This window comes from Lentzea sp. CC55 (genome assembly GCF_021056325.1).
GTDB classification, from domain to species: Bacteria; Actinomycetota; Actinomycetes; order Mycobacteriales; family Pseudonocardiaceae; genus Lentzea; species Lentzea jiangxiensis.
On record NZ_JAJCXE010000027.1, the window covers coordinates 169,701 to 191,164 of the forward strand.

The 21,464-nt window shown below is 71.0% G+C and carries 30 protein-coding genes and 1 pseudogene; 18 read left to right on the plus strand and 13 right to left on the minus strand.

Annotated features, from left to right (window positions below):
* A pseudogene (locus L6E10_RS23495) lies at window positions 1-244 on the minus strand (exosortase/archaeosortase family protein); the annotation flags it as partial.
* Window positions 245-541: 297 nt separating this feature from the next.
* On the opposite strand from L6E10_RS23495, the gene L6E10_RS23500 reads away from it, so the two are divergent.
* The 4 genes from L6E10_RS23500 to L6E10_RS23515 all read left to right on the plus strand — a co-directional run bounded on the left by L6E10_RS23500 (window position 542) and on the right by L6E10_RS23515 (window position 3,530).
* Entirely contained in the window at window positions 542-1,306 is a 765-nt protein-coding gene (locus L6E10_RS23500; protein WP_236221688.1) for a choice-of-anchor P family protein, read from the plus strand.
* A 15-nt stretch (window positions 1,307-1,321) separates the two neighbouring features.
* Entirely contained in the window at window positions 1,322-1,516 is a 195-nt protein-coding gene (locus L6E10_RS23505; protein ID WP_236221689.1) for an LPXTG cell wall anchor domain-containing protein, read from the plus strand.
* Window positions 1,517-1,581: 65 nt separating this feature from the next.
* Window positions 1,582-2,754, plus strand: a complete 1,173-nt coding sequence (gene wecB / locus L6E10_RS23510) for a non-hydrolyzing UDP-N-acetylglucosamine 2-epimerase (protein ID WP_236221690.1) — start codon at window positions 1,582-1,584, stop codon at window positions 2,752-2,754.
* A 119-nt stretch (window positions 2,755-2,873) separates the two neighbouring features.
* The gene (locus tag L6E10_RS23515) at window positions 2,874-3,530 is read left to right on the plus strand and encodes a hypothetical protein (RefSeq protein ID WP_236221691.1); all 657 of its coding nucleotides are present in this window, start codon (window positions 2,874-2,876) and stop codon (window positions 3,528-3,530) included.
* Here L6E10_RS23515 and L6E10_RS23520 read toward each other — a convergent pair.
* Together L6E10_RS23520 and L6E10_RS23525 are read right to left on the minus strand one after the other, a co-directional pair.
* Window positions 3,527-4,066 carry an isochorismatase family protein gene (locus L6E10_RS23520; protein ID WP_236221692.1) on the minus strand — a complete coding sequence of 180 codons (540 nt, stop codon included), beginning with the start codon at window positions 4,064-4,066 and terminating at the stop codon, window positions 3,527-3,529. The two genes, L6E10_RS23515 and L6E10_RS23520, sit on opposite strands and share 4 nt — an antisense overlap.
* Window position 4,067: 1 nt before the next feature.
* Window positions 4,068-5,351, minus strand: coding sequence for a nicotinate phosphoribosyltransferase (locus L6E10_RS23525; RefSeq protein WP_236221693.1), 1,284 nt, complete (start codon window positions 5,349-5,351; stop codon window positions 4,068-4,070).
* Between the two features lie 79 nt (window positions 5,352-5,430).
* Between L6E10_RS23525 and clpS the strand changes: the two genes are divergently transcribed.
* The 4 genes from clpS to L6E10_RS23545 are packed head-to-tail and all read left to right on the plus strand — an operon-like array spanning window position 5,431 to window position 7,506.
* A complete protein-coding gene (gene clpS, locus L6E10_RS23530) occupies window positions 5,431-5,730 on the plus strand; it encodes an ATP-dependent Clp protease adapter ClpS (protein WP_045310228.1) in 300 nt (99 codons plus the stop codon).
* Window positions 5,727-6,284 (plus strand): DUF2017 domain-containing protein, encoded by a 558-nt coding sequence (locus tag L6E10_RS23535; protein ID WP_236221694.1) that lies wholly within the window; start codon window positions 5,727-5,729, stop codon window positions 6,282-6,284. The genes clpS and L6E10_RS23535 overlap by 4 nt, the downstream gene beginning before the upstream one ends.
* Window positions 6,281-7,192, plus strand: a complete 912-nt coding sequence (locus L6E10_RS23540) for a P1 family peptidase (protein WP_236221695.1) — start codon at window positions 6,281-6,283, stop codon at window positions 7,190-7,192. Before L6E10_RS23535 ends, L6E10_RS23540 begins: the two co-directional genes overlap by 4 nt.
* A 17-nt stretch (window positions 7,193-7,209) precedes the next feature.
* Window positions 7,210-7,506 (plus strand): hypothetical protein, encoded by a 297-nt coding sequence (locus tag L6E10_RS23545; protein ID WP_090098363.1) that lies wholly within the window; start codon window positions 7,210-7,212, stop codon window positions 7,504-7,506.
* Here L6E10_RS23545 and L6E10_RS23550 read toward each other — a convergent pair.
* From L6E10_RS23550 to L6E10_RS23560, 3 genes are read right to left on the minus strand one after another with little or no spacing between them, the layout of a single operon-like run.
* On the minus strand, window positions 7,490-7,909 hold the full coding sequence (locus tag L6E10_RS23550) for an SRPBCC family protein (protein ID WP_236221696.1): 420 nt from the start codon (window positions 7,907-7,909) through the stop codon (window positions 7,490-7,492). The two genes, L6E10_RS23545 and L6E10_RS23550, sit on opposite strands and share 17 nt — an antisense overlap.
* Window positions 7,906-8,427, minus strand: coding sequence for an SRPBCC family protein (locus L6E10_RS23555; protein ID WP_236221697.1), 522 nt, complete (start codon window positions 8,425-8,427; stop codon window positions 7,906-7,908). The genes L6E10_RS23550 and L6E10_RS23555 overlap by 4 nt, the downstream gene beginning before the upstream one ends.
* Window positions 8,420-8,764: a helix-turn-helix transcriptional regulator gene (locus L6E10_RS23560; protein ID WP_236221698.1), complete on the minus strand. Its 345-nt coding sequence runs from the start codon at window positions 8,762-8,764 to the stop codon at window positions 8,420-8,422. The genes L6E10_RS23555 and L6E10_RS23560 overlap by 8 nt, the downstream gene beginning before the upstream one ends.
* 110 nt (window positions 8,765-8,874) lie before the next feature.
* Here L6E10_RS23560 and L6E10_RS23565 point away from each other — a divergent pair, with 110 nt between their 5' ends.
* Genes L6E10_RS23565 through L6E10_RS23575 form a run of 3 tightly spaced genes read left to right on the plus strand, consistent with a single transcriptional unit; the run spans window position 8,875 to window position 10,548 of the window.
* On the plus strand, window positions 8,875-9,285 hold the full coding sequence (locus L6E10_RS23565; protein WP_090098356.1) for a Mov34/MPN/PAD-1 family protein: 411 nt from the start codon (window positions 8,875-8,877) through the stop codon (window positions 9,283-9,285).
* Between the two features lie 31 nt (window positions 9,286-9,316).
* The gene (locus tag L6E10_RS23570; RefSeq protein ID WP_236221699.1) at window positions 9,317-9,589 is read left to right on the plus strand and encodes a MoaD/ThiS family protein; all 273 of its coding nucleotides are present in this window, start codon (window positions 9,317-9,319) and stop codon (window positions 9,587-9,589) included.
* 8 nt (window positions 9,590-9,597) lie between these two features.
* Window positions 9,598-10,548 carry a PLP-dependent cysteine synthase family protein gene (locus tag L6E10_RS23575; protein ID WP_236221700.1) on the plus strand — a complete coding sequence of 317 codons (951 nt, stop codon included), beginning with the start codon at window positions 9,598-9,600 and terminating at the stop codon, window positions 10,546-10,548.
* Between the two features lie 223 nt (window positions 10,549-10,771).
* Here L6E10_RS23575 and L6E10_RS23580 read toward each other — a convergent pair whose 3' ends face one another.
* Window positions 10,772-11,632 (minus strand): SMP-30/gluconolactonase/LRE family protein, encoded by an 861-nt coding sequence (locus tag L6E10_RS23580; RefSeq protein WP_236221701.1) that lies wholly within the window; start codon window positions 11,630-11,632, stop codon window positions 10,772-10,774.
* Between the two features lie 33 nt (window positions 11,633-11,665).
* Between L6E10_RS23580 and L6E10_RS23585 the strand changes: the two genes are divergently transcribed.
* Genes L6E10_RS23585 through L6E10_RS23600 form a run of 4 tightly spaced genes read left to right on the plus strand, consistent with a single transcriptional unit; the run spans window position 11,666 to window position 14,220 of the window.
* Window positions 11,666-12,277, plus strand: a complete 612-nt coding sequence (locus tag L6E10_RS23585) for a rhomboid family intramembrane serine protease (RefSeq protein ID WP_236221702.1) — start codon at window positions 11,666-11,668, stop codon at window positions 12,275-12,277.
* An 11-nt stretch (window positions 12,278-12,288) separates the two neighbouring features.
* Window positions 12,289-13,038 carry a glutamate racemase gene (murI, locus tag L6E10_RS23590; RefSeq protein WP_236221750.1) on the plus strand — a complete coding sequence of 250 codons (750 nt, stop codon included), beginning with the start codon at window positions 12,289-12,291 and terminating at the stop codon, window positions 13,036-13,038.
* A gap of 1 nt (window position 13,039) precedes the next feature.
* Complete coding sequence (locus tag L6E10_RS23595) at window positions 13,040-13,807, plus strand: MBL fold metallo-hydrolase (protein ID WP_236221703.1); 768 nt, start codon at window positions 13,040-13,042, stop codon at window positions 13,805-13,807.
* Window positions 13,804-14,220 (plus strand): OsmC family protein, encoded by a 417-nt coding sequence (locus tag L6E10_RS23600; RefSeq protein ID WP_236221704.1) that lies wholly within the window; start codon window positions 13,804-13,806, stop codon window positions 14,218-14,220. The genes L6E10_RS23595 and L6E10_RS23600 overlap by 4 nt, the downstream gene beginning before the upstream one ends.
* Here L6E10_RS23600 and L6E10_RS23605 read toward each other — a convergent pair.
* Window positions 14,178-14,672, minus strand: coding sequence for a DUF2231 domain-containing protein (locus L6E10_RS23605; protein ID WP_236221705.1), 495 nt, complete (start codon window positions 14,670-14,672; stop codon window positions 14,178-14,180). The genes L6E10_RS23600 and L6E10_RS23605 overlap by 43 nt on opposite strands.
* Before the next feature lie 49 nt (window positions 14,673-14,721).
* On the opposite strand from L6E10_RS23605, the gene rph reads away from it, so the two are divergent.
* Both rph and rdgB read left to right on the plus strand, forming a co-directional pair.
* Window positions 14,722-15,489 (plus strand): ribonuclease PH, encoded by a 768-nt coding sequence (gene rph / locus L6E10_RS23610; RefSeq protein ID WP_236221706.1) that lies wholly within the window; start codon window positions 14,722-14,724, stop codon window positions 15,487-15,489.
* Window positions 15,486-16,085, plus strand: coding sequence for an RdgB/HAM1 family non-canonical purine NTP pyrophosphatase (gene rdgB / locus L6E10_RS23615; protein WP_236221707.1), 600 nt, complete (start codon window positions 15,486-15,488; stop codon window positions 16,083-16,085). Before rph ends, rdgB begins: the two co-directional genes overlap by 4 nt.
* Before the next feature lie 52 nt (window positions 16,086-16,137).
* Here rdgB and L6E10_RS23620 read toward each other — a convergent pair whose 3' ends face one another.
* The 5 genes from L6E10_RS23620 to L6E10_RS23640 all read right to left on the minus strand — a co-directional run bounded on the left by L6E10_RS23620 (window position 16,138) and on the right by L6E10_RS23640 (window position 19,885).
* Window positions 16,138-16,476 carry a multidrug efflux SMR transporter gene (locus L6E10_RS23620; protein ID WP_236221708.1) on the minus strand — a complete coding sequence of 113 codons (339 nt, stop codon included), beginning with the start codon at window positions 16,474-16,476 and terminating at the stop codon, window positions 16,138-16,140.
* Window positions 16,477-16,760: 284 nt separating this feature from the next.
* The gene (gene bcp / locus L6E10_RS23625; RefSeq protein ID WP_090098335.1) at window positions 16,761-17,228 is read right to left on the minus strand and encodes a thioredoxin-dependent thiol peroxidase; all 468 of its coding nucleotides are present in this window, start codon (window positions 17,226-17,228) and stop codon (window positions 16,761-16,763) included.
* A 22-nt stretch (window positions 17,229-17,250) separates the two neighbouring features.
* Window positions 17,251-17,778, minus strand: a complete 528-nt coding sequence (locus L6E10_RS23630; RefSeq protein ID WP_236221709.1) for a hypothetical protein — start codon at window positions 17,776-17,778, stop codon at window positions 17,251-17,253.
* A 336-nt stretch (window positions 17,779-18,114) separates the two neighbouring features.
* Entirely contained in the window at window positions 18,115-19,143 is a 1,029-nt protein-coding gene (locus L6E10_RS23635; RefSeq protein WP_236221710.1) for an LLM class flavin-dependent oxidoreductase, read from the minus strand.
* Window positions 19,144-19,150: 7 nt separating this feature from the next.
* Window positions 19,151-19,885, minus strand: coding sequence for a hypothetical protein (locus L6E10_RS23640; RefSeq protein ID WP_236221711.1), 735 nt, complete (start codon window positions 19,883-19,885; stop codon window positions 19,151-19,153).
* An 86-nt stretch (window positions 19,886-19,971) separates the two neighbouring features.
* On the opposite strand from L6E10_RS23640, the gene L6E10_RS23645 reads away from it, so the two are divergent.
* Window positions 19,972-21,018, plus strand: a complete 1,047-nt coding sequence (locus L6E10_RS23645; RefSeq protein WP_236221712.1) for an NAD(P)-binding domain-containing protein — start codon at window positions 19,972-19,974, stop codon at window positions 21,016-21,018.
* Window positions 21,019-21,464: the final 446 nt, after the last annotated feature.

Consider the following 21,464-nt stretch of genomic DNA (forward strand, 5'->3'; position numbering starts at 1 on the left):
ACGTGCACTCCGGCGTCATCCGCAGGCCCAGGGGAGTGTCCGAGCCGAGTCCGAAGTAGACGGTCTGCCGCTCGGGGACCACGTCCACGCCGTGGGAGCTGATGACGCCGAGGACCGCGCCCGACAGCGAGATCTCCGCCGTGCGGTACAGGCGGTGTGCGAAGACGAGTCCCGCAGCAACGGCGAGCAGGACGACCACCGTCACCCGGCTCGGGAATGCGGTGCGGCGCACGGCAAGCGTCACCCGAGGATCCTTTCCACCGATGGAGGGAGCGCCCATACGGGCTACCTGACGGTCCATCGGTAGACGCAACGTCATCCCTCACCCCCGGATCGGGTGAGGCCGTAACCGGAAATTGATCAAAAAACCCACGATGAGTGGCGCCGATTGGGCGAGTCGAGTGGTCCCGTCGCCCGATACGGGGAGTAACCCTCAGTTCCCCCGAAAGAAAGCCGATGCCGGTAATTGCCCCCGGAAAGCGTGAAACCACAGTGGTATCAACGCGCCCCGAGGGCCGGAGGAATCAAGGGAAGGAGTTTCATGCGTGTCCGAATGACGGGACTGGCCGGGGTCATCGCGATTGCCGCACTCCTGGTCGGTGCCGCACCTGCTTCGGCCGCTCCGGGGGACGCCTCGGCCTACGGTGCGAAGCTCGACGTGACGCTGCTCGGCAGCCCCGCGGTCAACGCGGAGCCGTTCGCCGCGGCCACCGCGAGCGGCCCGACGCAGAACACGTTCGCCGGCGTCGACCTCACCGGGGTGCTCGAGACCGGTGTCGTCAACGCCTCGGCGTCACGCGACGAGAACTCCGGCGGCGTGCACTCGAGGGCGAGCACCGCCGACGTCCGGGTCGACCTGCTCTCCGCGGTCACCGGCAAGATCTCCGCCGAACTGGTGGAGGCGGAGTGCACGGCCACCCAGAAGGGCTTGGCCGGCAAGGCCGAGCTCGCGGGCGTGGACCTGGGCGAGCTCGGCCGGGTCGACGCCGAGCCCGCTGCCGGCACCAAGCTCGACGTGCAGCTCGCCGGCGTCAAGATCGCCGAAGTGGTCTTCAACGAGCAGGTGAAGAACGCCGACGGCAGCCTGACGGTCAACGCGGTCCACATCAGGCTGCTGCAGGGCGTGCTCGGCTCCATCGGCACCGGCGACGTGATCATCTCGTCGGCCACGTGCGGCCCCGCCGGCCTGCCCATCCCGATGGCGTCGGGTGCGGGGCTGTGGATCGGCCTCGGCCTGCTCGGCGTCGTCGCCGCTCCGGTCGCCCTCGTGGCGCTGCGCCGCCGCGCGTCGCTGAACGCGGCCTGACACCGGGAGCGGTGGATGTACAAGGTCCCCGGTACGGGCGTCGGTGTCGGCACGGGCGTGGGTGCCCTCGCGGTCACCGGCGCGGACGTGACGTGGTGGATCGCCGCGGCAATCGTGCTCTTGCTCGCTGGTGCGCTCGTCCTGCACAGCACGCGCAAGAAGCGCCGCGCGGCGGTCCCGGTCCAGAGCAGACCGAATCGAGCCGGCTGACGTGGTCCGCCTGGGGTCGCCCCCGCTCCCAGGCGGACCTCCCGGTCCCCCGAGAGAGGACAAAGGTGAGCAAAGAGGTTCTGTTGGTGGCCGGCACGCGGCCAGAAGCAGTGAAGATCGCCCCGGTCGCCATCGCGCTGAGGGGGCACCCCGGCCTCCGCCCCACGATCGTCCACAGCGGACAGCACTCCGGCATGGTCGAGCAGGCGCTCGGCGCGTTCGACCTGGTGCCGGACGTGCGGCTGGACGTCCCGCGCACCACGGGCACGCAGGTGGAGCTCGTGTCCCGGCTGCTGCCCGAGTTCGACGCCCTGCTGCAAGAGCGCGACCCCGCGGTCACGCTCGTGCAGGGCGACACGACGACGGCCCTCGCCGCGGCGCTGGCCTCGTACTGGCGCGGGATCCCCGTGGCGCACCTGGAAGCCGGTCTGCGCACCGGTGACCTGTACGGCCCGTTCCCCGAGGAGGGGAACCGGCAGATGATCTCCCGCATCACGTCGCTGCACCTCGCGCCGACCGACGACGCGGCCACCGCCCTGAACGACGAGCGCCTGCCCGACAGCCACGTCGTCGTCACCGGCAACACCGTCGTGGACGCCGTGCAGCGCGTCGCGTCCGCCGACGCGCCCGCGTCCAGCCCGGACGTCATCGCCCTGGAGCGCGGCCTGGACGCCACCGGCGGCCGCCTGATGCTCGTCACCATGCACCGCCGCGAGTCGTGGGGCCGTCCGCTCGCGCGCGTGCTCGACGCCGTGCGCGCCATCGCCGACCGCCACCCCGACCTGCACGTCCTGGTCCCCGCGCACCCGAACCCCGGTGTGCGCGAGCAGGTCGTGTCGCTGCTGGGCGGCCACGAACGCGTCGTCATCACCGGCCCGCTCGACTACCCGGACGTGGTGCGCGTCCTGCGCCGCGCCGCCCTCGTGCTGACCGACTCCGGCGGCCTCCAGGAGGAGGCGCCCTCGTTCGGCGTGCCGGTGCTGGTGCTGCGCGAGACGACCGAACGCATGCTCGCCGTCGACGCCGGGTGCGCCTGGCTCGTCGGCACCGACACCACCCGCATCCTCGCCGAGGCGGGCTGGGTGCTCGGCTCGCGGCTGCGGCTTCCGCTGGGGCGCAACCCGTTCGGCGACGGGCGTGCCGCGGTCCGGGTGTGCTCCGCGCTGGAGAGGCTGGCGGGCCTGCCGACGGCCCTGCCGCGCCGGGAGCCGTACGCCACCCTGGTCGGTGCCCGCTGAATGTCACTCGGTCGGGTAATCGCGATTTCCCCAACGGGTGATGTGACCGCCCAGCCGTCAGCGACGCCATTTCGCACAACCATTATCGGGTGGTGGGAAATCGAGCCATGAGGGCACCAATGCGCAAAAGCTTCATCGCGGGCGCTGTGGTCGCGCTGACGTTCGCGACCGCGGCCCCCGCGCTCGCGGCCAATCCTCCCGGCAGGGCGTCGGCGGGCTCAGCGGACTTCGCGAAGGAGGGCCAGACCTACCAGGTCGCGCCGCTCGCGGTGTGCGACGTGAACCCGGACGCCGCCGGCACCGTCACCGGCGCGAGCCCCGCCGTGAGCACGACCGGCCTCAAGTTCGGCGAGACCAGCTCGTCCTGCACGACCGAGGTCGTGAACCCGGACGAGTTCCTGACGAAGACGAGGTCGGTGGCCAGGGGGTCGGCCTTCGAGCTGTCCGCGCTCACCGGCGTCCGGGGTCCGCGCCTCAAGATCGGCGGGTGGGCGATCACCTGCGACGCGACCGACAAGGGCACCAGCGCCGGCTGGGAGCTCAAGGGCATGTCCGGCTGGACGGGGCTGCCGACGCAGATCCCGCCGGGGTACGTGCACGAGGTCAAGGCGAGCAACGGCACGGTGCTCGCCAAGGCCAAGTTCACCGACGCGGTGTTCCCGGTGCCGAACGACGGCAGCGTCGGCATGACGCTGCTGAAGATCACGTTCGAGCCGTCGTCCGGCTACACGGGAAGCGTCACCGTCGGCACGGTGGCGTGCTCGCCGACTCCTTAGGCGACCCGGACGCCCGCGGCGAGCAGCTCCTCAACGGCGGCGTCGCGGGTCGTCTGGGCGACGGCCGCCGTCAGGTCGACGAGCACCGTCGTGCGGAAGCCGTTGCGTTGCGCGTCCAGTGCCGTGGCGCGCACGCAGTGGTCCGTCGCGATGCCGACGACGTCCACCTCCGTCACGCCCTTCTCCGTCAGCCAGCCCGCGAGGTCGTTCTCCGCCTCGAAACCCGAGTAGGCGGCGGCGAAGCGGCCCTTCGAGAACACCTGCTCGATGCCGGACACGTCGAGTTCCGGGTGGAACGACGCACCGGGCGACCCGGCCACGCAGTGCACCGGCCAGGAGTCGATGAAGTCCGGCGTGAGGGAGAAGTGCGGTCCGGGGTCGACGTGGTAGTCCCGGGTCGCGACGACGTGGTCGTACGACGAGGTGGCGATGTGCTGGGAGATGGCCGCGGCCACGGCCGCACCACCGGCCACGGCCAGGGAACCGCCTTCGCAGAAGTCGTTCTGCACGTCGACGACGATCAATGCCTTCGTCATGTCAGCCTTCCAGGTAGATCGTCGGGATCGCGGGCTCGCCGCGCGAGAGCTTGAGGCCCTCCCACGGCACGCTCACCAGGGCAGCGCGCAGGCGCTCGCGGCTCTGCTCGAGCGTGGGAACGTCGTCGGTGAGCTCTCCGCCGCGCATCAGCGGGATCTGCACCAGCCTGTCGTGCGGGCCGAGCTCGGGCTCCGACGGCGCCTGGAACACGACCTCCTCGATGGCCGTGCCCGTGTCCTTGTGGCGGCGCAACGCCTGCTTCCACCCGCCGCGCGACTGCTTCGACGAGCTGCGCTTCTCGACGTGCCTGCCGTCGACCTCGACCAGCTTGTAGACCATGCCCGCGGTCGGCGAGCCGGACCCGGTCACGACCGACGTGCCGACGCCGTACGCGTCCACGGGCTCCGCGCGCAGAGCGGCGATCGCGTACTCGTCGAGGTCGCTCGACACGACGATCCGGGTGTTCTTCGCGCCGAGCGAGTCGAGCTGGTCGCGCGCCTGCCGGGCCATCACGCCGAGGTCGCCCGAGTCGATCCGGATGGCGCCGAGCTCCGGACCGGCGACGGCGACGGCCTTCTTGATGCCCTCGGAGATGTCGTAGGTGTCGACCAGCAGCGTCGTGCCGACCCCCAGCGCCTCGACCTGGCTGCGGAACGCCTCTTCTTCGGTGTCGTGCAGCAACGTGAACGCGTGCGCGCACGTGCCGGCCGTCGGGATGCCGTGCCGGCGGCCCGCCTCCAGGTTGGACGTGGCGTGGAAGCCCGCGAGGTACGCGGCCCGTGCGCACGCCACGGCGGCTTCCTCGTGCGTGCGGCGGGAGCCCATCTCGATCATGTGACGGCCGTTGGCGGCGGACACCATGCGGGCGGCGGCGGACGCGATGGCGCTGTCGTGGTTGAGGATCGAGAGAGCGAGCGTCTCCAGGACGACCCCTTCCGCGAACGACGCCCTCACCGTCAGCACCGGGGATCCGGGGAAGTAGAGCTCCCCCTCGGGGTAGCCGTCGATCTCGCCGGAAAACCGGTAGTTCGCGAGCCATTCCAGGGTCGCGTCGTCCACGACGGAGGTGCGGCGGAGCTGCTCGACCTCCTCCTCGCCGAAGCGGAAGTCCGCGATCGCGTCGAGCAGCCTGTTCACGCCGGCGACCACGCCGTAGCGGCGCCCGTCGGGGAGCCTGCGCGCGAAGACCTCGAACACGCACGGACGGTCACCGGTTCCGTCACGCAGCGCGGCCGCGAGCATCGTGAGCTCGTAGTGGTCGGTGAGCAAGGCCGTCGAGTTCATGGTCACCAACCCTAAGGTCGCATCCGGTTTACCCGCACGCGGTCTCCGTCACTGCGGCGAACATGACACCATTGGCGGTATGACCACGCCCGTCGAACAGGAACGGACGCAACCGGAGGCCGTCGGCGAGGAGATCGCCGCCGAGGACCGACCGTGGCAGACCGTGGTCTGGAACGACCCGGTGAACCTCATGTCGTACGTGACTTACGTGTTCCAGAAGCTGTTCGGTTTCAGCAGGGACAAGGCGACCAAGCTGATGCTCGACGTGCACCACAAGGGCAAGGCGATCGTGACTTCGGGTACCAAGGACAAGGTCGAGGCCGACGTGGCGAAGCTCCACGCGGCGGGCCTCTGGGCGACCATGCAGCGGGCCTCGTGAAGCGGTGGATCCGCGACGGCGACGTCGTCGTCGGCAGGCTGGACCGGCAGGAGGCCGCGGTCGTGCGCGGTCTGGTCAGCCAGATCCAGGACATGCTGCTGGCCCGCGCCGAGGAGACGCCCCAGGACGAGCTCGCGGAGCTCACCGGCATCAGGACAGGTCCGTCGGAGGCTCCCGACGACCCGATCCTGGGCAGGCTGCTGCCGGACTTCCACCGGCTCGACGACGACGCGCCCGACCCGGACGAGGTCAACTCGGCCGGGGCGCTGCGCTCGTTGCACGAACCGGAGCTCCTCGACCACAAGACGGGTGCCGCCGAGGTGGTGCTGAAGACCTGCTCTCCCGACGGCGGGGAGATCAGGCTCACCATCCCCGAGGCCGAGGCCTGGATGGCGTCGCTGAACGACGTGCGTCTGGCCCTCGGGACGGCGCTCGACGTGACCGAGGACATGCCGGACGAGCTGCCGCCGGAGGACCCGAGATCACCGCACCTCGGCGTCTACCACTGGCTGACCTGGGTGCAGGACACCCTGGTCGAGGCGATGATGCCGTGATCCCCGGCGTCCTCGTCGGCCACCACCACCGGGTCGGACCGGGCTGGGCCACGGGCACGACCGTGGTGCTCGTGCCGGGGGGCGCGGTCGGTGCCGTCGACGGGCGGGGTGGTGCGCCCGGAACGCGCGAGACCGACCTGCTGGACCCGGCGAACCTGGTCCAGCAGGTGCACGCGGTTTGCCTGTCGGGCGGCTCCGCGTACGGGCTCGCGGCCGCGGACGGCGTCATGCGGTGGCTCTCGGAGCGCTCGATCGGCTTCCCGGTGGGCCCGCAGCCGCACCACGTCGTGCCGATCGTGCCGGGCGCGGTGATATTCGACCTGCCGATGTCGGAGTGGGGCAACCGGCCGGACCCGTCGTTCGGCCACGCGGCCTGCGAGGCCGCGTCGGAGCGGTTCGAACTGGGCTGCGTCGGCGCGGGTGCCGGTGCGCGGGTCGGGTCGTTGAAGGGTGGCGTCGGCGTCGCCACGACGACGGCCGGAGCGCACCAGGTCGGCGCGCTGGCCGTGGTGAACGCCGCCGGCGAGGCCGTCGACCGCGCCTCCGGCCTGCCGTGGCTGCCGTCGCTGGGCACCGAGGCCGTCGTGCTGCCCGAACGCAAGCCCGAAGGCCTCAACACGACTATCGGTGTCGTCGCGGTGGACGCCGATCTGTCCAAAGCGGAGTGCCGGCGGCTCGCGATGGCCGCTCAGGACGGCCTGGCCCGCGCCGTGCGCCCGGCGCACACCATGTTCGACGGCGACACGGTGTTCGCTCTGGCCACGGGTGCCGTGCCGCTGGCGGAACCGCGTGCGTTCGCGTTGGACGCCCTGTGCACCGCCGCCGCGGACATGTTCGCCGAGGCCGTGGTGTCGGGTGTGCGCGAGGCAACTTCTTTGAACGGCGTGACGGCGTTCCGCGACCTCTGAGTGGGTAACCCCCGCGCATGGCGGATGTCATCGATCAGGCAGCAGGTGTCGTCACGGAGCTCGCACCGCCCGGCGCGGCGCGCGAGATCCCCGGCCGGGAACTGGCGGTGGTCGCGCCCGCGGGGCTCTTCGCCGCGGCGTTCCTCGTGCCCCCGGCGGTGGGGAAGGTGCTGATGAAGCTCGGCGTCGCCGCCACACCGCTCGCCGCGTGGGCGGAACTGGCCGCGTGGCGCGGCCTCGACCAGGGGCAACGCCGTCGCGGCGTGGCGTTGCTGGCCCTCTACCTCGTGGTGGTGCTCAGCAGGCGTCGATGAACGCCTTGAAGTTGTCGACGTTGCGCTCGACCTGCTCGCGCAGCGACTTCTCGAGCACCCCGCGGCCGAGCTTCATGATCCCGGACAACTCGAACTCGTTGTCGCACACGAGGAGCGTGTGCCGGTCGTCGACCGCCGTGTAGCGGTTGGTGATCGTGTGGACCATGCCGGGCGTGCGGTAGCGCGAGACCCGTTCGTCGGCGGTCGCGGACAACACCGTCTCCTCCAGCGTGAACTTGCGGTACCTCAACGTCGCCGTCGAGCCCGCCGCGCCGGGGGTGGCGGTGTGGTGCGTGATGCCGACCAGGTCCGGCTGCCACTCGTGCAGGTGGGCCGGGTCGGACGTGAGCACCCGCACCCGTTCGATCGGCTGGTCGAGCACGACCTCCTTGGTGAACCTCACCGCAGCACCTCCGTCCACGCGTCGCTGATCTGCTGGGCCCGCGCGCCCGCGGCCGCCAGGTCCTCGGGCGAGGCCGTGGCGACCCAGTCCTTCGCGGCGCCTTCGGGCAGGTCACCGGCCAGGAACTGCTCCAGCGCGCCCAGGCCCATTTCCCAGCCGGCGCCGAGACCCCACACCGCCGGCGAGGCGTTCGGGATGAGCTCGCCGGGCACGGGGGAGTGCGACAGCGTGAGGACCGTCGAGTCGCCGTCCTCCTCGAGCCGCACGACGACCTCGGTGATGCCGCCGCCCATCTCCCAGGTCAGGCCGATCTCGCGGGGCCGGTCGCAGCGGACGACCTCACCGCCCGCGTTGCCCTCCAGCTGGTAGCGGCCGCCCACGCGCAGGTCGCCGCTGATCGGCAGGAACCACCTGACCAGGCGTTCCGGTGTGGTGATGGCGTCCCAGACGTCCTCGCGGTCCGCCTTGTAGTGCCTGCGGACGACGAGCTTGCCGTCCTCGTAGGAGCGGTCAGTCATCTTCTGCCTCCAGTCTGCGTTCCCGCCTGCCCCGGGCCAGTTCCGTGGCGAGCGCGTCGAGGTGCGGTTCCCAGAACCGCCGGAAGTGGCCGAGCCACGCGTCGACCTCCCGCAACGGGTCGGGTGCGACCGCGTACAGCCGTCGCGTGCCGGCGGGCCTCACCTCGACGAACCCGTTCGAGCGCAGCACCTTGAGGTGTTGCGACACGGCGGACTGGGTGATCCCGAACTCCGCCTGGACCACCTCGCCGACGTCGCCCGCCGCCCGCTCACCGGTGGCGAGCAGCTCCAGGATCCGCCGGCGGACCGGGTCCGCGAGTACGTCGAACGCGTGCACGAAGGCCACTGTAGTAGCGACAGCTAATATAAGCCATAGCTAAATAAAGGAGCGTGACGTGGGTATCTCGCATACCGAGACAACTCCCGCCAGCCCGTAGGATTGAGCACGTGCTGGTGATTCGCCGTGACCTGGTGGACGCGATGGTGGCCCACGCGCGCCGCGACCATCCCGACGAGGCGTGCGGGGTGATCGCCGGGCCGTTCGGGTCCGACCGCCCCGAGCGCTTCATCGAGATGGAGAACGCCGAGCGGTCGCCCACGTTCTACCGGTTCGACGCGGCCGAGCAGCTCAAGGTCTGGCGCGAGATGGACGCGAACGACGAGGTGCCGGTGGTCATCTACCACTCGCACACGGCGACCGAGGCGTACCCGTCCCGCACCGACGTCTCGTTCGCGGGCGAGCCGGAGGCGCACTACGTGCTGGTCTCCACGCGTGACCCGATCGAGCACGAGCTGCGGTCGTACCGCATCGTCGAAGGTGTCGTGACCGAGGAACCGGTCAAGATCATCGAATCCTGAGTTGCACCCGTTTCCCGGAGGTAGAACCACCATGGCAGTCACCGTGTCGATCCCGACGATCCTGCGCACCCACACCGGGGGCGAGAAGTCGGTGTCCGCCACCGGTACGACGCTCGCCGAGGTCATCGACGACCTGGAGAACAACCACGGCGGCCTCAAGGCCCGCCTGGTCAAGGAGGGCTCGCTGCACCGGTTCGTCAACGTCTACGTCAACGACGAGGACGTGCGCTTCTCCGGTGGCCTCGACGCCGCGGTGAAGGACGGCGACAACGTCACCATCCTCCCGGCCGTCGCGGGCGGCTGATCCTCCCCATGGCCCGCTACGACTCGCTCCTGGACGCGCTCGGCGGCACACCGCTGGTGGGCCTGCCCCGCCTGTCGCCGTCCGAGGACGTGCGCATCTGGGCGAAGCTCGAGGACCGCAACCCGACCGGCTCGATCAAGGACCGGCCCGCGCTGGCCATGATCGAGGCGGCGGAGCGGGACGGCGTGCTGCGTCCCGGCGCGACGATCCTGGAGCCGACGTCCGGCAACACCGGCATCTCGCTCGCCATGGCCGCGAAGCTCAAGGGCTACGGCCTCGTGTGCGTGATGCCGGAGAACACCTCGACCGAACGCCGCCAGCTGCTGCAGGCGTACGGCGCGCGGATCGTGTTCTCGCCTGCCGCGGGCGGGTCGAACCAGGCCGTCGCCACCGCCAAGGAGCTGGCGAAGCAGAACCCGGACTGGGTCATGCTCTACCAGTACGGCAACCCTGCGAACGCCGAGGCGCACTTCCGCGGCACGGGCCCGGAGATCCTCGCCGACCTGCCGGAGATCACGCACTTCGTGGCCGGCCTGGGCACGACGGGCACGCTGGTCGGCGTCGGCCGGTACCTGCGCGAGACCAAGCCGGACGTGCAGGTCATCGCCGCCGAACCCCGGTACGGCGAGCTGGTCTACGGCCTGCGCAACCTCGACGAGGGCTTCGTGCCGGAGCTGTACGACGAGTCGGTGCTGACCGGGCGGTACTCGGTCGGGTCGTACGACGCGTTGCGCCGCACCCGGCAGCTGCTCGAGACCGAGGGCATCTTCGCCGGCATCTCGACGGGCGCGATCCTGCACGCCGCACTGGCCGTGGCGCAGAAGGCCGTGGTGGCGGAGAAGTCCGCGGACATCGTGTTCATCGTCTGCGACGGCGGGTGGAAGTACCTGTCCACCGGCGCCTACTCCGGCACCCTGGACGAGGCGGCGGCACGGCTCGACGGGCACCTCTGGGCTTAGCCCGACGAACTTGTCGGTGGTGCTGGGTAGGTTGTGACGCAGGGGTTCCCGGTTCGGGGGGACGCCTGCGTCAGCCTGTCCTCGGCACGTTGCGGGCGGGTTCGAGCGCTGTTGCGGGCAGGCGGAGTCGGCGCGTCGAAGGGGCCCAGCCCTCACTCGTGGGTTTCCCGCGACCTGCTTCGACTTCCCGCGCCGACCAGTCCGCGCCGCCCCCCCACGAGCCTCAGCCGTTGAACGCCGTCCCCGGCACGCCCTGCCCCACGCCCGGCAGCACCAGCACCGACCCGTTGAGCTGCCGGTCCGCCAACGCCTCGTCGGACAGCCCGACGCGCGCGGAGGTGACGTAGAGGTCGCTGAAGTCCGCGCCGCCGAAGCAGCACGCCGTCGGGTTGTCGACCGGCACCTCGATCTCGGTGTCGAGCTCACCGGCGGGCGTGTAGCGGCGCACGGCGCGACCACCCCACAGCGCGACCCAGACGCACCCGTCGGCGTCGACGGTCAGCCCGTCCGGCCAGCCGTCGGTGTGGCCGACGTGGGTGAGCGGGCGGCGGTTCGCGACGGTGCCGGAGGCGTTGTCGAAGTCGAGGACGTCGATGCGGCGGGTCGGGGTGTCGATGAAGTACATGAGCTTCGCGTCCGGGCTCCAGCCGACGCCGTTGCTCGTGTTCACCCGGTCCAGCACGACCTTCGCGGAGCCGTCGCCGGTGACCCTGGCGAGCCAGCCCTCGTCCGCGGCCTGGTCGTAGCGCATGGTGCCGGCCCACAGGCGGCCCGACGGGTCGACGCCCGCGTCGTTGCCGCGCACGCCCTCGCGGGCCCAGTAGACGAGCCAGTTCTTGGTGCCGTCGCGGTCGATCAGCGCGATGCCGTCGCGCAGGTTGCAGACGATGCCGCCCTGCGCGCGCGGCTTGGCGGCGCCCACGTGCTGCGGCACGGCCAGCACCGCGTCGTCGTCGCGGCCCGGGGCGTACCGGTGCACCTCGGAGGCGAGGATGTCCACCCACAGCAACGTGGAGCTGCCGTGGTCCCACGTCGGCCCCTCGCCCAGCTGGGCGGATGCGCGTACCGCTACTTCGATCGACACCCGGCCACCCTAATCGCCACGTACGCTGGACCGGTGGACCGCACCGCGCCGGCGAAACGGGTCATCCCCCCGCACCCCGTGCTGTCGTTGCTCGTCGTGGCGGGGTTCGTCGGTTTCCTCTACGTCGTCGAGGCCTTCGACGTGGCGACCGGCGGCTCGCTCGAGGACGACGGAGTGCGGCCGCGCGACTTCGGCGAGTGGGACAACCTGCTCTGGATGCCGTTGATCCACGGCGACTGGAGCCACCTCACCGGCAACGCCGTTCCGTTGCTGCTGCTCGGTTTCCTCACGACCTCGGGCGGGCTGAAGCAGTTCTTCCAGGTCACCGCGGTCATCTGGCTGTCGTCGGCGCTGGGCGTGTGGGTGCTCGGCAGTCCCGGCAGCCACATCGGCGCCTCCGGGCTGGTGTTCGGGTTCCTCGCGTTCCTGCTCGTGCGCGGGATCTTCGCGCGCTCGTGGCTGCAGCTGCTGATCGCGGTCGGCGTGTTCGCGCTCTACGGGGCCGCGCTGTGGGGTGTGCTGCCGGGGCAGCCGGGTGTCTCGTGGGAGGGCCACCTGTTCGGCGCACTCGGTGGAGTTCTGGCGGCGTGGGGTGTTTCTCGCGACAACCGCCGCAGTACGACACCCGCTACATTCACGGCGTGACGATCGGGATCATGGACTCGGGCGTCGGCGGCCTGACGGTCGCCCGCGCGATCATGGACCAGTTGCCGGGCGAGTCGATCCACTACATCGGCGACACGGCGCACGGTCCCTACGGGCCGCTGCCGATCGCGCAGGCGCGCAAGCACGCGCTGGAGATCTGCGACCGGCTGGTCGACGAGGGCGCGAAGATGCTCGTGATCGCGTGCAACACCGCGTCCGCCGCCTGCTTCCGCGACGCCCGCGAGCGCTACGACGTGCCGGTGGTCGAGGTGATCCTCCCGGCGGTGCGGCGTGCCGTGATGACGACGAGGTCCGGTCGCGTCGGCGTGATCGCGACGGTCGGCACGATCAACTCGCACGCCTACCAGGACTCGTTCCAGGCGGCGCGGGACGTGACGGTGACGGCGGCGGCGTGCCCGCGGTTCGTCGACTTCGTGGAGCGCGGCATCACCTCGGGCCGGCAGGTGCTCGGGCTCGCGCAGGCCTACCTGGAGCCGTTGCAGCGCGCCGAGGTCGACACCGTCGTGCTGGGCTGCACGCACTACCCGCTGCTGACCGGCGTGATCCAGATCGTCATGGGCGAGCGCGTGACGCTGGTGTCGAGCGCCGAGGAGACGGTCAAGGACGTCGTGCGGCTGCTGACCGAGCGCGACGACTTCGCGTCCGAACCGCCCGTGCACCGCGTGACGTGCACCGGGCCGCCGGAGCGGTTCGCGAAGCTCGCCGCCCGGTTCCTGCCGACCTTCGAACAGTGGGGCTGATGTGCTGCTGACCGTGCTCGGCTGCTCCGGCAGCATCCCCGGACCCGGTGCGGCCGCCTCGGGCTACCTGCTGGAGGCCGACGGGTTCACGCTGGCGCTGGAGTTCGGCAACGGGGTGCTGTCGCGGTTCCAGGAGGAGCGGCCGCTGTTCTCGATGGACGCGCTGGTCCTCTCGCACCTGCACCCCGACCACTGCGTGGACGTGTCTTCCCTCTACGTGGCGAGGAAGTACCACCCCGATCCGCCGTCGTCGCGGTTGCCCGTCCACGCGCCGGCCGAGGCCCATGCGCGGTTCATCGCCGCCTACGCGCCGAACGAGGCGGAGCGCTCGGCGCTCGACTTCAGCGACATCTTCTCGTTCCACCCGCTCGGGTCCACGGTCCGGATCGGACCGTTCACCGTGGACTCCGCCGTGGTGGCACATCCTTGCGAGGCTTACGGGTTCCGGATCTCGTGCGGTGGCGCGACGCTCGCCTACACCGGCGACAGCGGCCCGTGCGCGGCGCTCGACGAGCTGGCCTGCGGCGTCGACGTGCTGCTGAGCGAGGCGAGCTGGACCCACGCTCCCGATCGCCAGCCCGACCTGCACCTGTCGGGTCGCGAGGCGGGTGAGCTGGCCGCACGGGCGGGGGCCGGGCGGTTGCTGATCACGCACGTGCCGCCGTGGACGTCGCGGGAGGCCGTGCTGCAGGAGGCCAAGTCGGCGTTCGACGGGCCGAGTGAGCTGGTCGTGCAGGGCGGCCGGTACGAGGTGGGGGAGCACACATGATCGAGATCGAGCGCGTCGGCGACCACGAGTTCGTCGCCACGAACGGGCGCGGCGCGTCCGTGCGGATCGGGCGCAAGGGCCAGGAGGGATCGTTCAGCCCCGTCGAGCTCCTGGCCGCCGCGGTCGCGGGCTGCGCGGTGGTGACGTCGGAAACGCTGATCCTGCGCAGAACGGGCGGCGACCAGCTGACAGCACAGGCGGACGCGGTGCAGTCCGAGAGCGGCAACGAGGTGATCTCCATCCCCGTGACGCTCTCGTACGACCTGTCCGCCGTCGACGACCCGGAGGCGCTCGACGTCCTCGTGCGCCGCGCCGTGGAGCAGTTCTGCACGGTCACGCGCACCCTGAAGCAGTCGGCGACGGCCCCGCTTCAGCTGCCGACACCGCTCCAGACGGCCTCCGACCCGCTGTGACCGGCTCGCACGGTCTGCACCGTAGCGCCGACCGCGAGCACCACGACCAGCACGGACACCACGACTGAGATCACCCGCCACGTCTTCGTGGCGGGTGCCTCCGCCTGGCGTTCGCGGTCCGCGAGCCGGCCCGCGACCAGCAGCGCGATCACCGCGACGCCGAAGCCGAGCGCGAGGGGCAGCAGCATGTCGCCGAGCTCCGCGTGCGCCTGGATGACGGGGTTCTGCACGCCGTTGCGCGCGAGACCCGCCTGGAGGTCCTCCCCGGTCTGCTTCGCCGCCGGAACGGAGGCGACCCCGGCCAGCGTGACCCCGAGAACGACCCAGGAGTACCTGCGCCGCCAGGCCGGCACCAGGGCGATCGCGACCGAGCACACAGCCGCGAGAGGCAGCAGCACGACCACCGCGTGCACCAGCAGGGGGTGGAGCGGAATACCGTCGATCGTCAGCATGTCTCTCCCTACGCCATGGTGCTCCGCAGGGTTCATTAGGGTAGGTGCCGTGGTGCGAAGCGATGGCCGAAACGACGACGTGTTGCGTGACATCCGGATCACGCGTGGATATCAGACCTGGCCCGCGGGCTCGGTCCTGATCGAGTTCGGGAACACCCGCGTGCTCTGCGCCGCGAGTGTGACCGAAGGCGTCCCCCGCTGGCGTCAGGGCTCCGGCCTCGGCTGGGTGACCGCCGAGTACGCGATGCTCCCGTCGGCCACGCACAGCCGCAGCGACCGCGAGTCCGTGAAGGGCCGGATCGGCGGCCGCACCCACGAGATCTCGCGCCTGATCGGCCGGTCGCTGAGGGCCTGCATCGACCTGGCGGCGCTGGGCGAGAACACCATCGTCATCGACTGCGACGTCATCCAGGCCGACGGCGGCACGCGCACGGCCGCGATCACCGGCGCCTACGTGGCCCTGGCCGACGCCGTCACGTACCTGGGCGCCGCCGGTCGCCTCGCCGACCCGTCGCCGCTGTCCTGCGCGGTGTCCGCCGTGTCGGTGGGCGTCGTGGACGGACGGGTGCGCCTCGACCTCCCCTACGAGGAGGACTCCCGTGCCGAGGTCGACATGAACGTCGTCGCCACCGACGCCGGCACCCTGATCGAGGTCCAGGGCACGGGCGAGGGCGCCACGTTCGCGCGGTCCACTTTGGACCGCATGCTGGACGTCGCCCTGCGCGGGTGCGCCGAGCTGAACCGGATCCAGGCCGAGGCGCTGGCGCAGCCGTACCCCGGCGTGCTGCCGGAGCCGAAGTCCGGGGGCAAGCGGTGAAGCTGCTCTTGGCCTCGCGCAACGCGAAGAAGCTCCGCGAGCTGCAGCGCATCGTGGTGGCCGAGTCGCTCGAGGGCATCGAGGTGCTGTCGCTCGCCGACGTGCCCGAGTTCCCCGAGGCCCCGGAGACCGCGCCCGACTTCGAGGGCAACGCGCTAGCCAAGGCCCGTGACGCCGCCGCTGCCACGGGGCTGGTCTCGGTCGCCGACGACTCCGGGCTCGCCGTCGACGAGCTGAACGGCATGCCGGGCGTGCTGTCCGCACGGTGGTCCGGCCGGCACGGTGACGACGACGCCAACCTGGACCTGTTGCTGGGACAGCTCGGCGACGTGCCGGACGAGCGGCGCGGCGCTGCCTTCGTCTCGGTGGTCGCGCTCGTCGTGCCCGGCGGCGAAGAGGTCGTCGTGCGCGGCGAGTGGCGCGGCACGTTGCTGCGGGCTCGCCGCGGCACCGGCGGTTTCGGCTACGACCCGATCTTCGTGCCCGAGGGGTACGAGATCACGTCGGCGGAGATGACGGCGGAGCAGAAGGACGCGGAGTCGCACCGCGGCCGCGCCCTCAAGCTCCTGGTCCCGCACCTGCGCAAGCTCGCCTAGTCGTACCCGCGACGACGCCGGGGCCCGGTTCGCCGGCCCCGGCGTCGTCGCGTCAGACGGCTGCCTGGGCGTGTGAGGCCACCGACACGACGCAGACACCGGCGGCGATCAGGGCCATGCCGCCGAGCATGGCGAGGTTCAGCGGGTCCGCGAACAGCACCCGGCTCGTGACGGCCACCAGGGCGATGCCGGCACCGGCCCAGATCGCGTAGGTGATGGCCACCGGCAGGCCCATCCGGATCACGAGTGATTCGAGGTAGAGGGCTGTCAGGAAACCGGCGGCCAGACCTGCGACCGGCCACGGTTTCGTGAAGCCGTCCGAGTATTTGAGGCAGAGGGTCGCGAGAACCTCCGCGCCCACCGCGAGGGCGAGCAACATCCACTTGAGCATTGAATTTTCCCAGCACGAAATGCACGCAGCACAAGGCGTGCGTGTTGAAGAGATCGGATGACGTCGGGGCGAAACGCCCTGGTCAGCCGCCGCGCGTGGGGAAGTGGACTCGCAAGACGAAATCAGACGGGATGTCGGGGCCGCTAGGTGCCGTCACGCGACACACGGTGTATCACCCTCACCGGAACAGGGGCGGCTTTGGTGCACGCCCTCCGTTCGACCATACCCGAAAAATGGGCCGCCGTCGCGACGAAAGCGACGGCGGCCTCACCTGCGGGTGGAGATCAGGCGGGGAGTTCGCGCAGCAGCTTGGCCACGTGGCCGGTGGCGCGGACGTTGTACATGGCCTTGACGATCTTGCCGTCGGGGCCGACGAGGAACGTGGAGCGGATGACGCCCTGGACGGTGCGGCCGTAGTTCTGCTTCTCGCCGAACGCGCCCCACTCGGTCAGGACCTGCTTGTCCGGGTCGCCGAGCAGCGGGAAGGTCAGGCCTTCGGCGTCGCGGAACTTCGCGAGCTTCTCCTGCTTGTCGGGGGAGATGCCGACGACCTCGTAGCCGGAGTCCGCGAGCGCGCCGAGGTTGTCGCGGAAGTCGCAGGCCTGCTTCGTGCAGCCCGGGGTGCTCGCGGCCGGGTAGAAGTACACGACCACGGACTTGCCGAGGTAGTCGGACAGGGACACCGGCTTGCCCTCGCTGTCGGGCAGCGTGAACGCGGGTGCGGTGTCACCAGGTTCGAGACGACTGGTCATGCCGCAGAGACTATGCCCGCGGCTACGCCTGGCCCTCGAAGGCGGTCGGGGCGTCCTGGCCCTGTCCACCCGGCTTGATGGTCAGCTGCATCCTCGCGGGCGACTCCGGGACCGCGAACGCGAGCTGCAGCTGCGTGTCGCGGCCCGGCGGGAGCTCCGCCACGGCCGCGGCGAGGCCGTTGAGGCCCTGCACGGAGTCGACGAGCTCCGCCGCCGGCTGACCGTCGGCCGTCGCCCTGACGGAGAGCTGGGAGAGGCGGTAGGAGGCCTTGGAGCCGTTGTAGACGGTGATCGTGAAGACCGCGGTGCGCTTGGCCGGGGGGATCGCCGTCTCGGACGGCGCCAGCGAGCGGGGAGCGGACACGACGACGGAGAGGCCTGAGGCCCACACGCGCTGGGTGCCGAACGCGGCGGCGCCGGACGCGTTGGGCGTCTCGGCTCGCTGTTCGACGGTCAGGTTCTCGTCCGGGGTGACGGCGACACCGGGGCCCGCACATCCCGCCACGGCCAGGAGCAGGCACAGGCCCGCGGCCGATTTGGCGAACTTCACGAACTCCCCTTTCCCACCCCGGCGGTGGGTGTGGACGACTCACGTCAACTGTGACGGTGCCGAAGGGGCAGTGCGAACGAAAGCGGCCTCTGAAGCGGACCTGGTGCCGGGCCGTGGCCGACTCGTGATGGGCGGCGTGGGCGGCGCCACAGAGAGCGCCGGCCCCACGCCGTCCTGCGGCCGAAGCCGCTTGGTGAAGCTAGGGAGCGCGTCGGGGGGCGTGCGCGCTCATACCGATCATCGCTCACTGTGTGCCACGCGCTACAAGCGGAGCCGTTTATCACCCGTTCAGAGCAGCGCCAGTAGTACGAAACGTGAAGCTCACGCGTAACCGTCTCACGTATGTGCGGCTGAACGGCCCAGCGACGGCGTCCGTTCGGCGATCTCGCTGAGGAGCTCGAACGAACGCAAACGGTCGTCATGGCCGTGGACGATGGTCGTCACCATGAGCTCGTCGGCCGCCGTCGACTCCAGCAACTCGTCGATCCCGGCGCGGGCCGTTGAGGGGGACCCGATGATCTGGTTGGCCATGCGGTCCTCGATCACCAGCTCGTCGATCTCGGTGTAGGGGTAGTCCGCGGCCTCCTGCGGCGTGGCCAGCGGAGCCGGGCGGCCCTGCCGCAGCCGCACGAATGAGAGCGCTCCCGGACCCGCGAGGTAGCGGGCCTGCTCGTCGGTGTCGGCGACGATCACCGAGGCGCACACCATCGCGTACGGCTCCTGGAGGACCTCGGACGGCCGGAAGTGCCGCCGGTAGAGCTCCAGCGCAGGCAGCGTGTTCTGCGCGCTGAAGTGGTGGGCGAACGCGAACGGCAGACCCAGCAGTCCCGCGGCCTGCGCGCTGTAGCCGGACGAGCCGAGCAGCCAGATCGGCGGCTTGTTGCCCGCCGCGGGCACGGCGTTGAGCTCGGCGGTGCCCTCGAAGTACTTGATCAGCTCGGTCAGCTCCTGCGGGAAGTTCTCCGCGGAGAGACCGGCCTCGGTGCGCCGCAACGCCCGCGCGGTCTTCTGGTCGGTGCCGGGTGCGCGGCCGATGCCGAGGTCGATGCGGCCGGGGTGCAGCGCCTCGAGCATGCCGAACTGCTCCGCGACCACCAGTGGCGCGTGGTTGGGCAGCATGACGCCGCCGGAGCCGACGCGGATGGTCGACGTGGCGTCCGCGACGTGCCCGATCAGCACGGCGGGCGCGGAGGACGCGATGCCGGGCATGTTGTGGTGCTCGGCGAACCAGTAGCGGTGGTACCCGAGGCGTTCGGCCTGCTGGGCGAGCTCCCGCGAGTTCCGCAACGCGGTCGTCGCGTCCGACCCCGACGTGATCGGGGCGAGGTCGAGTACGGACAGCGGGATGTCGCTCAGACGGCTCATACATCGATCAACACCGATGCTTCGTCACTTCTTCCGTGAGCCCGGTAACTCGTTTCGACGCCTTCGCGTAGCTCGTGCCCTCGGGGTGCAGCGTCAGCACCGCGACGATGCTGAACAGGCACGTCCCGGACGTGTGCAGGGCGGGCGACTTCAGGTCCGGCTCCCACTGGGCTCGGGGCCGCGGCCGGTCCACGCACGGCTTCACCGGGTCGCCGAACCCCGACCACCCCTGCTTGAACGCGGGCCGCCACGTCGCCGACGGCAGCCCGAACGACTGGTCGAACCCGTCCGCGGCGCACTTCTCGGCCCGGTGCAGGTGTCCCATGATCGTGTGCCGGACCTTCGGGTGCGCGTCCTCCAGCAGGTACCGGTAGATCTTCACGACGTCATGGGCACTCACGGCCGTGTAGCCCCACATGCCGCGCTTCTCCGGCGGCCGCGTGTCCCTGAGCCGCAGTCGCTCGGCCGTGCGCACGACCAGCTGGTCCCAGCCGTTCTCGACCCACAGCTCGCTCGCCGCGCTGTCGTCGCTCACGCGCAGCATGGGTTCGATGCGCGGGTCGTCGCCGCGCGTCTCCAGCTGCTCGATCGCGATCAGGATCTTCACGAGCGAGGCGGACCTGAACGGCTTGTGCACGTCCCGGCCCGTCAGCGTGTGCGTGATCCGGTCGTAGACGGCGTAGGAGGCCGTCGTCGTGGGGACGGGGGTCGCGAGCAACGCCATCGTCAGAAGTAGGTGCACCCTCCCGGAAGCTAGCGCTCCTCGTGCCGGTTGTCTCGTAGCTCACAGGTGGGACGGACCGGTGTCGCCGTTCCGTTGACCGAGGTGTGACGGATGTGGTGGTGATCGGCGCGGGACAGGCGGGCCTGTCCGCCTCGTACTTCTTGCAGCGACGCGGTGTCGGCCACGTGGTGCTCGACGCGAACCCCGGGCCGGGCGGCGCCTGGCTGCACCGCTGGCCGAGCCTGCGCATGCGGACCGTGCACGGCATCCACGAGCTGCCCGGCATGCCGTTCGAACAGCCGTCGCCCGACGAACCCGCCAACGAGGCGATCCCGTCGTACTTCGCCCGCTACGAACAGCTCTTCGACCTGCCGGTGATCCGCCCGGTGAACGTCACGCAGGTCCTGGACCGCGGCTCGGTGCTGGAGGTCGAGACCTCCGGCGGAACCTGGACCACGCGCGGCCTGATCAACGCGACCGGCACGTGGCGCCGCCCGTTCTGGCCGCACTACCCGGGCCAGGAGACGTTCCGGGGCCGCCAGCTGCACACCGCCGACTACCGGGGCCCCGACGAGTTCGCCGGCAAGCGCGTGGTCGTCGTGGGCGGCGGCGCGTCGGCCACGCAGCTGCTGATGGAACTCGCTCCTCTCGCAGCGGAAACCCGGTGGGTCACGCGACACGAACCGGTGTGGCGCGAAGGACCGTTCACCGAGGACTACGGCCGCTGGGTCGTCGGGATGGTGGAGGAACGCGTCCGCGCCGGCCTGATCCCGCGCAGCGTCGTCAGCGTGACCGGACTCGCGCTGAACGACGCGACCCGAGCCGCGCTGGCCTCCGGGGTGCTGGACCGCAAGCCGATGTTCTCGCGGATCACGCCTGGTGGGGTGGAGTGGGCTTCGGGGGAGCGGTTCGACGCCGACGTGATCCTGTGGGCGACGGGGTTCCGGCACGACCTGGACCACCTCGCGCCGCTGCACCTGCGCGGGGCCGGGGGCGGGATCCAGGTGGACGGGACGCGGGTGGTGTCCGACCCTCGGATCCACCTGGTCGGCTATGGGCCTTCGGCCAGCACCATCGGGGCCAACCGGGCTGGTCGCAGTGCTGTTCGGGAGTTGGTGGGGTACTTGGACGGACTGAGGGTGGCTGGTTGAGGGACCGGTCGGTTGAGGGTGGCTGGTTGAGGGTGGCTGGCTGAGAGGTCGGTTGAGGGCCGTGCGGCTGTGGTGGCGGCTGCGGGGCGGTGGTTGTTGAGCGGGGAACGGTCGGGCGTTCGCGGGTGGAAGCGGGATGGCCTGGGGCGTGGCCGTACGGGTGTGGCTGGGGCGCTTTGGTGGGCAACGCGCGTACGCAAGGGACGGCGCGGCCGGGGACGGCGGGGGTCGGCGCGGCTGAGGTGCGGGGTGAGGGGCCGTGCGGCTGCGGGGCGGTGGTTGTCGAGCGGGGAACGGTTGGGCGTTCGCGCGTAGAAGCGGGATGGCCTGGGGGCGTGGCCGTACGGGTGTGGCTGGGGCGCTTTAGTGGGCAACGCGCGTACCCAAGGGGCGGCGCAGCCGAGGTGCGAGGGGGCCGTGCGGCTGTGGTGGCGGCTGCGGGGCGG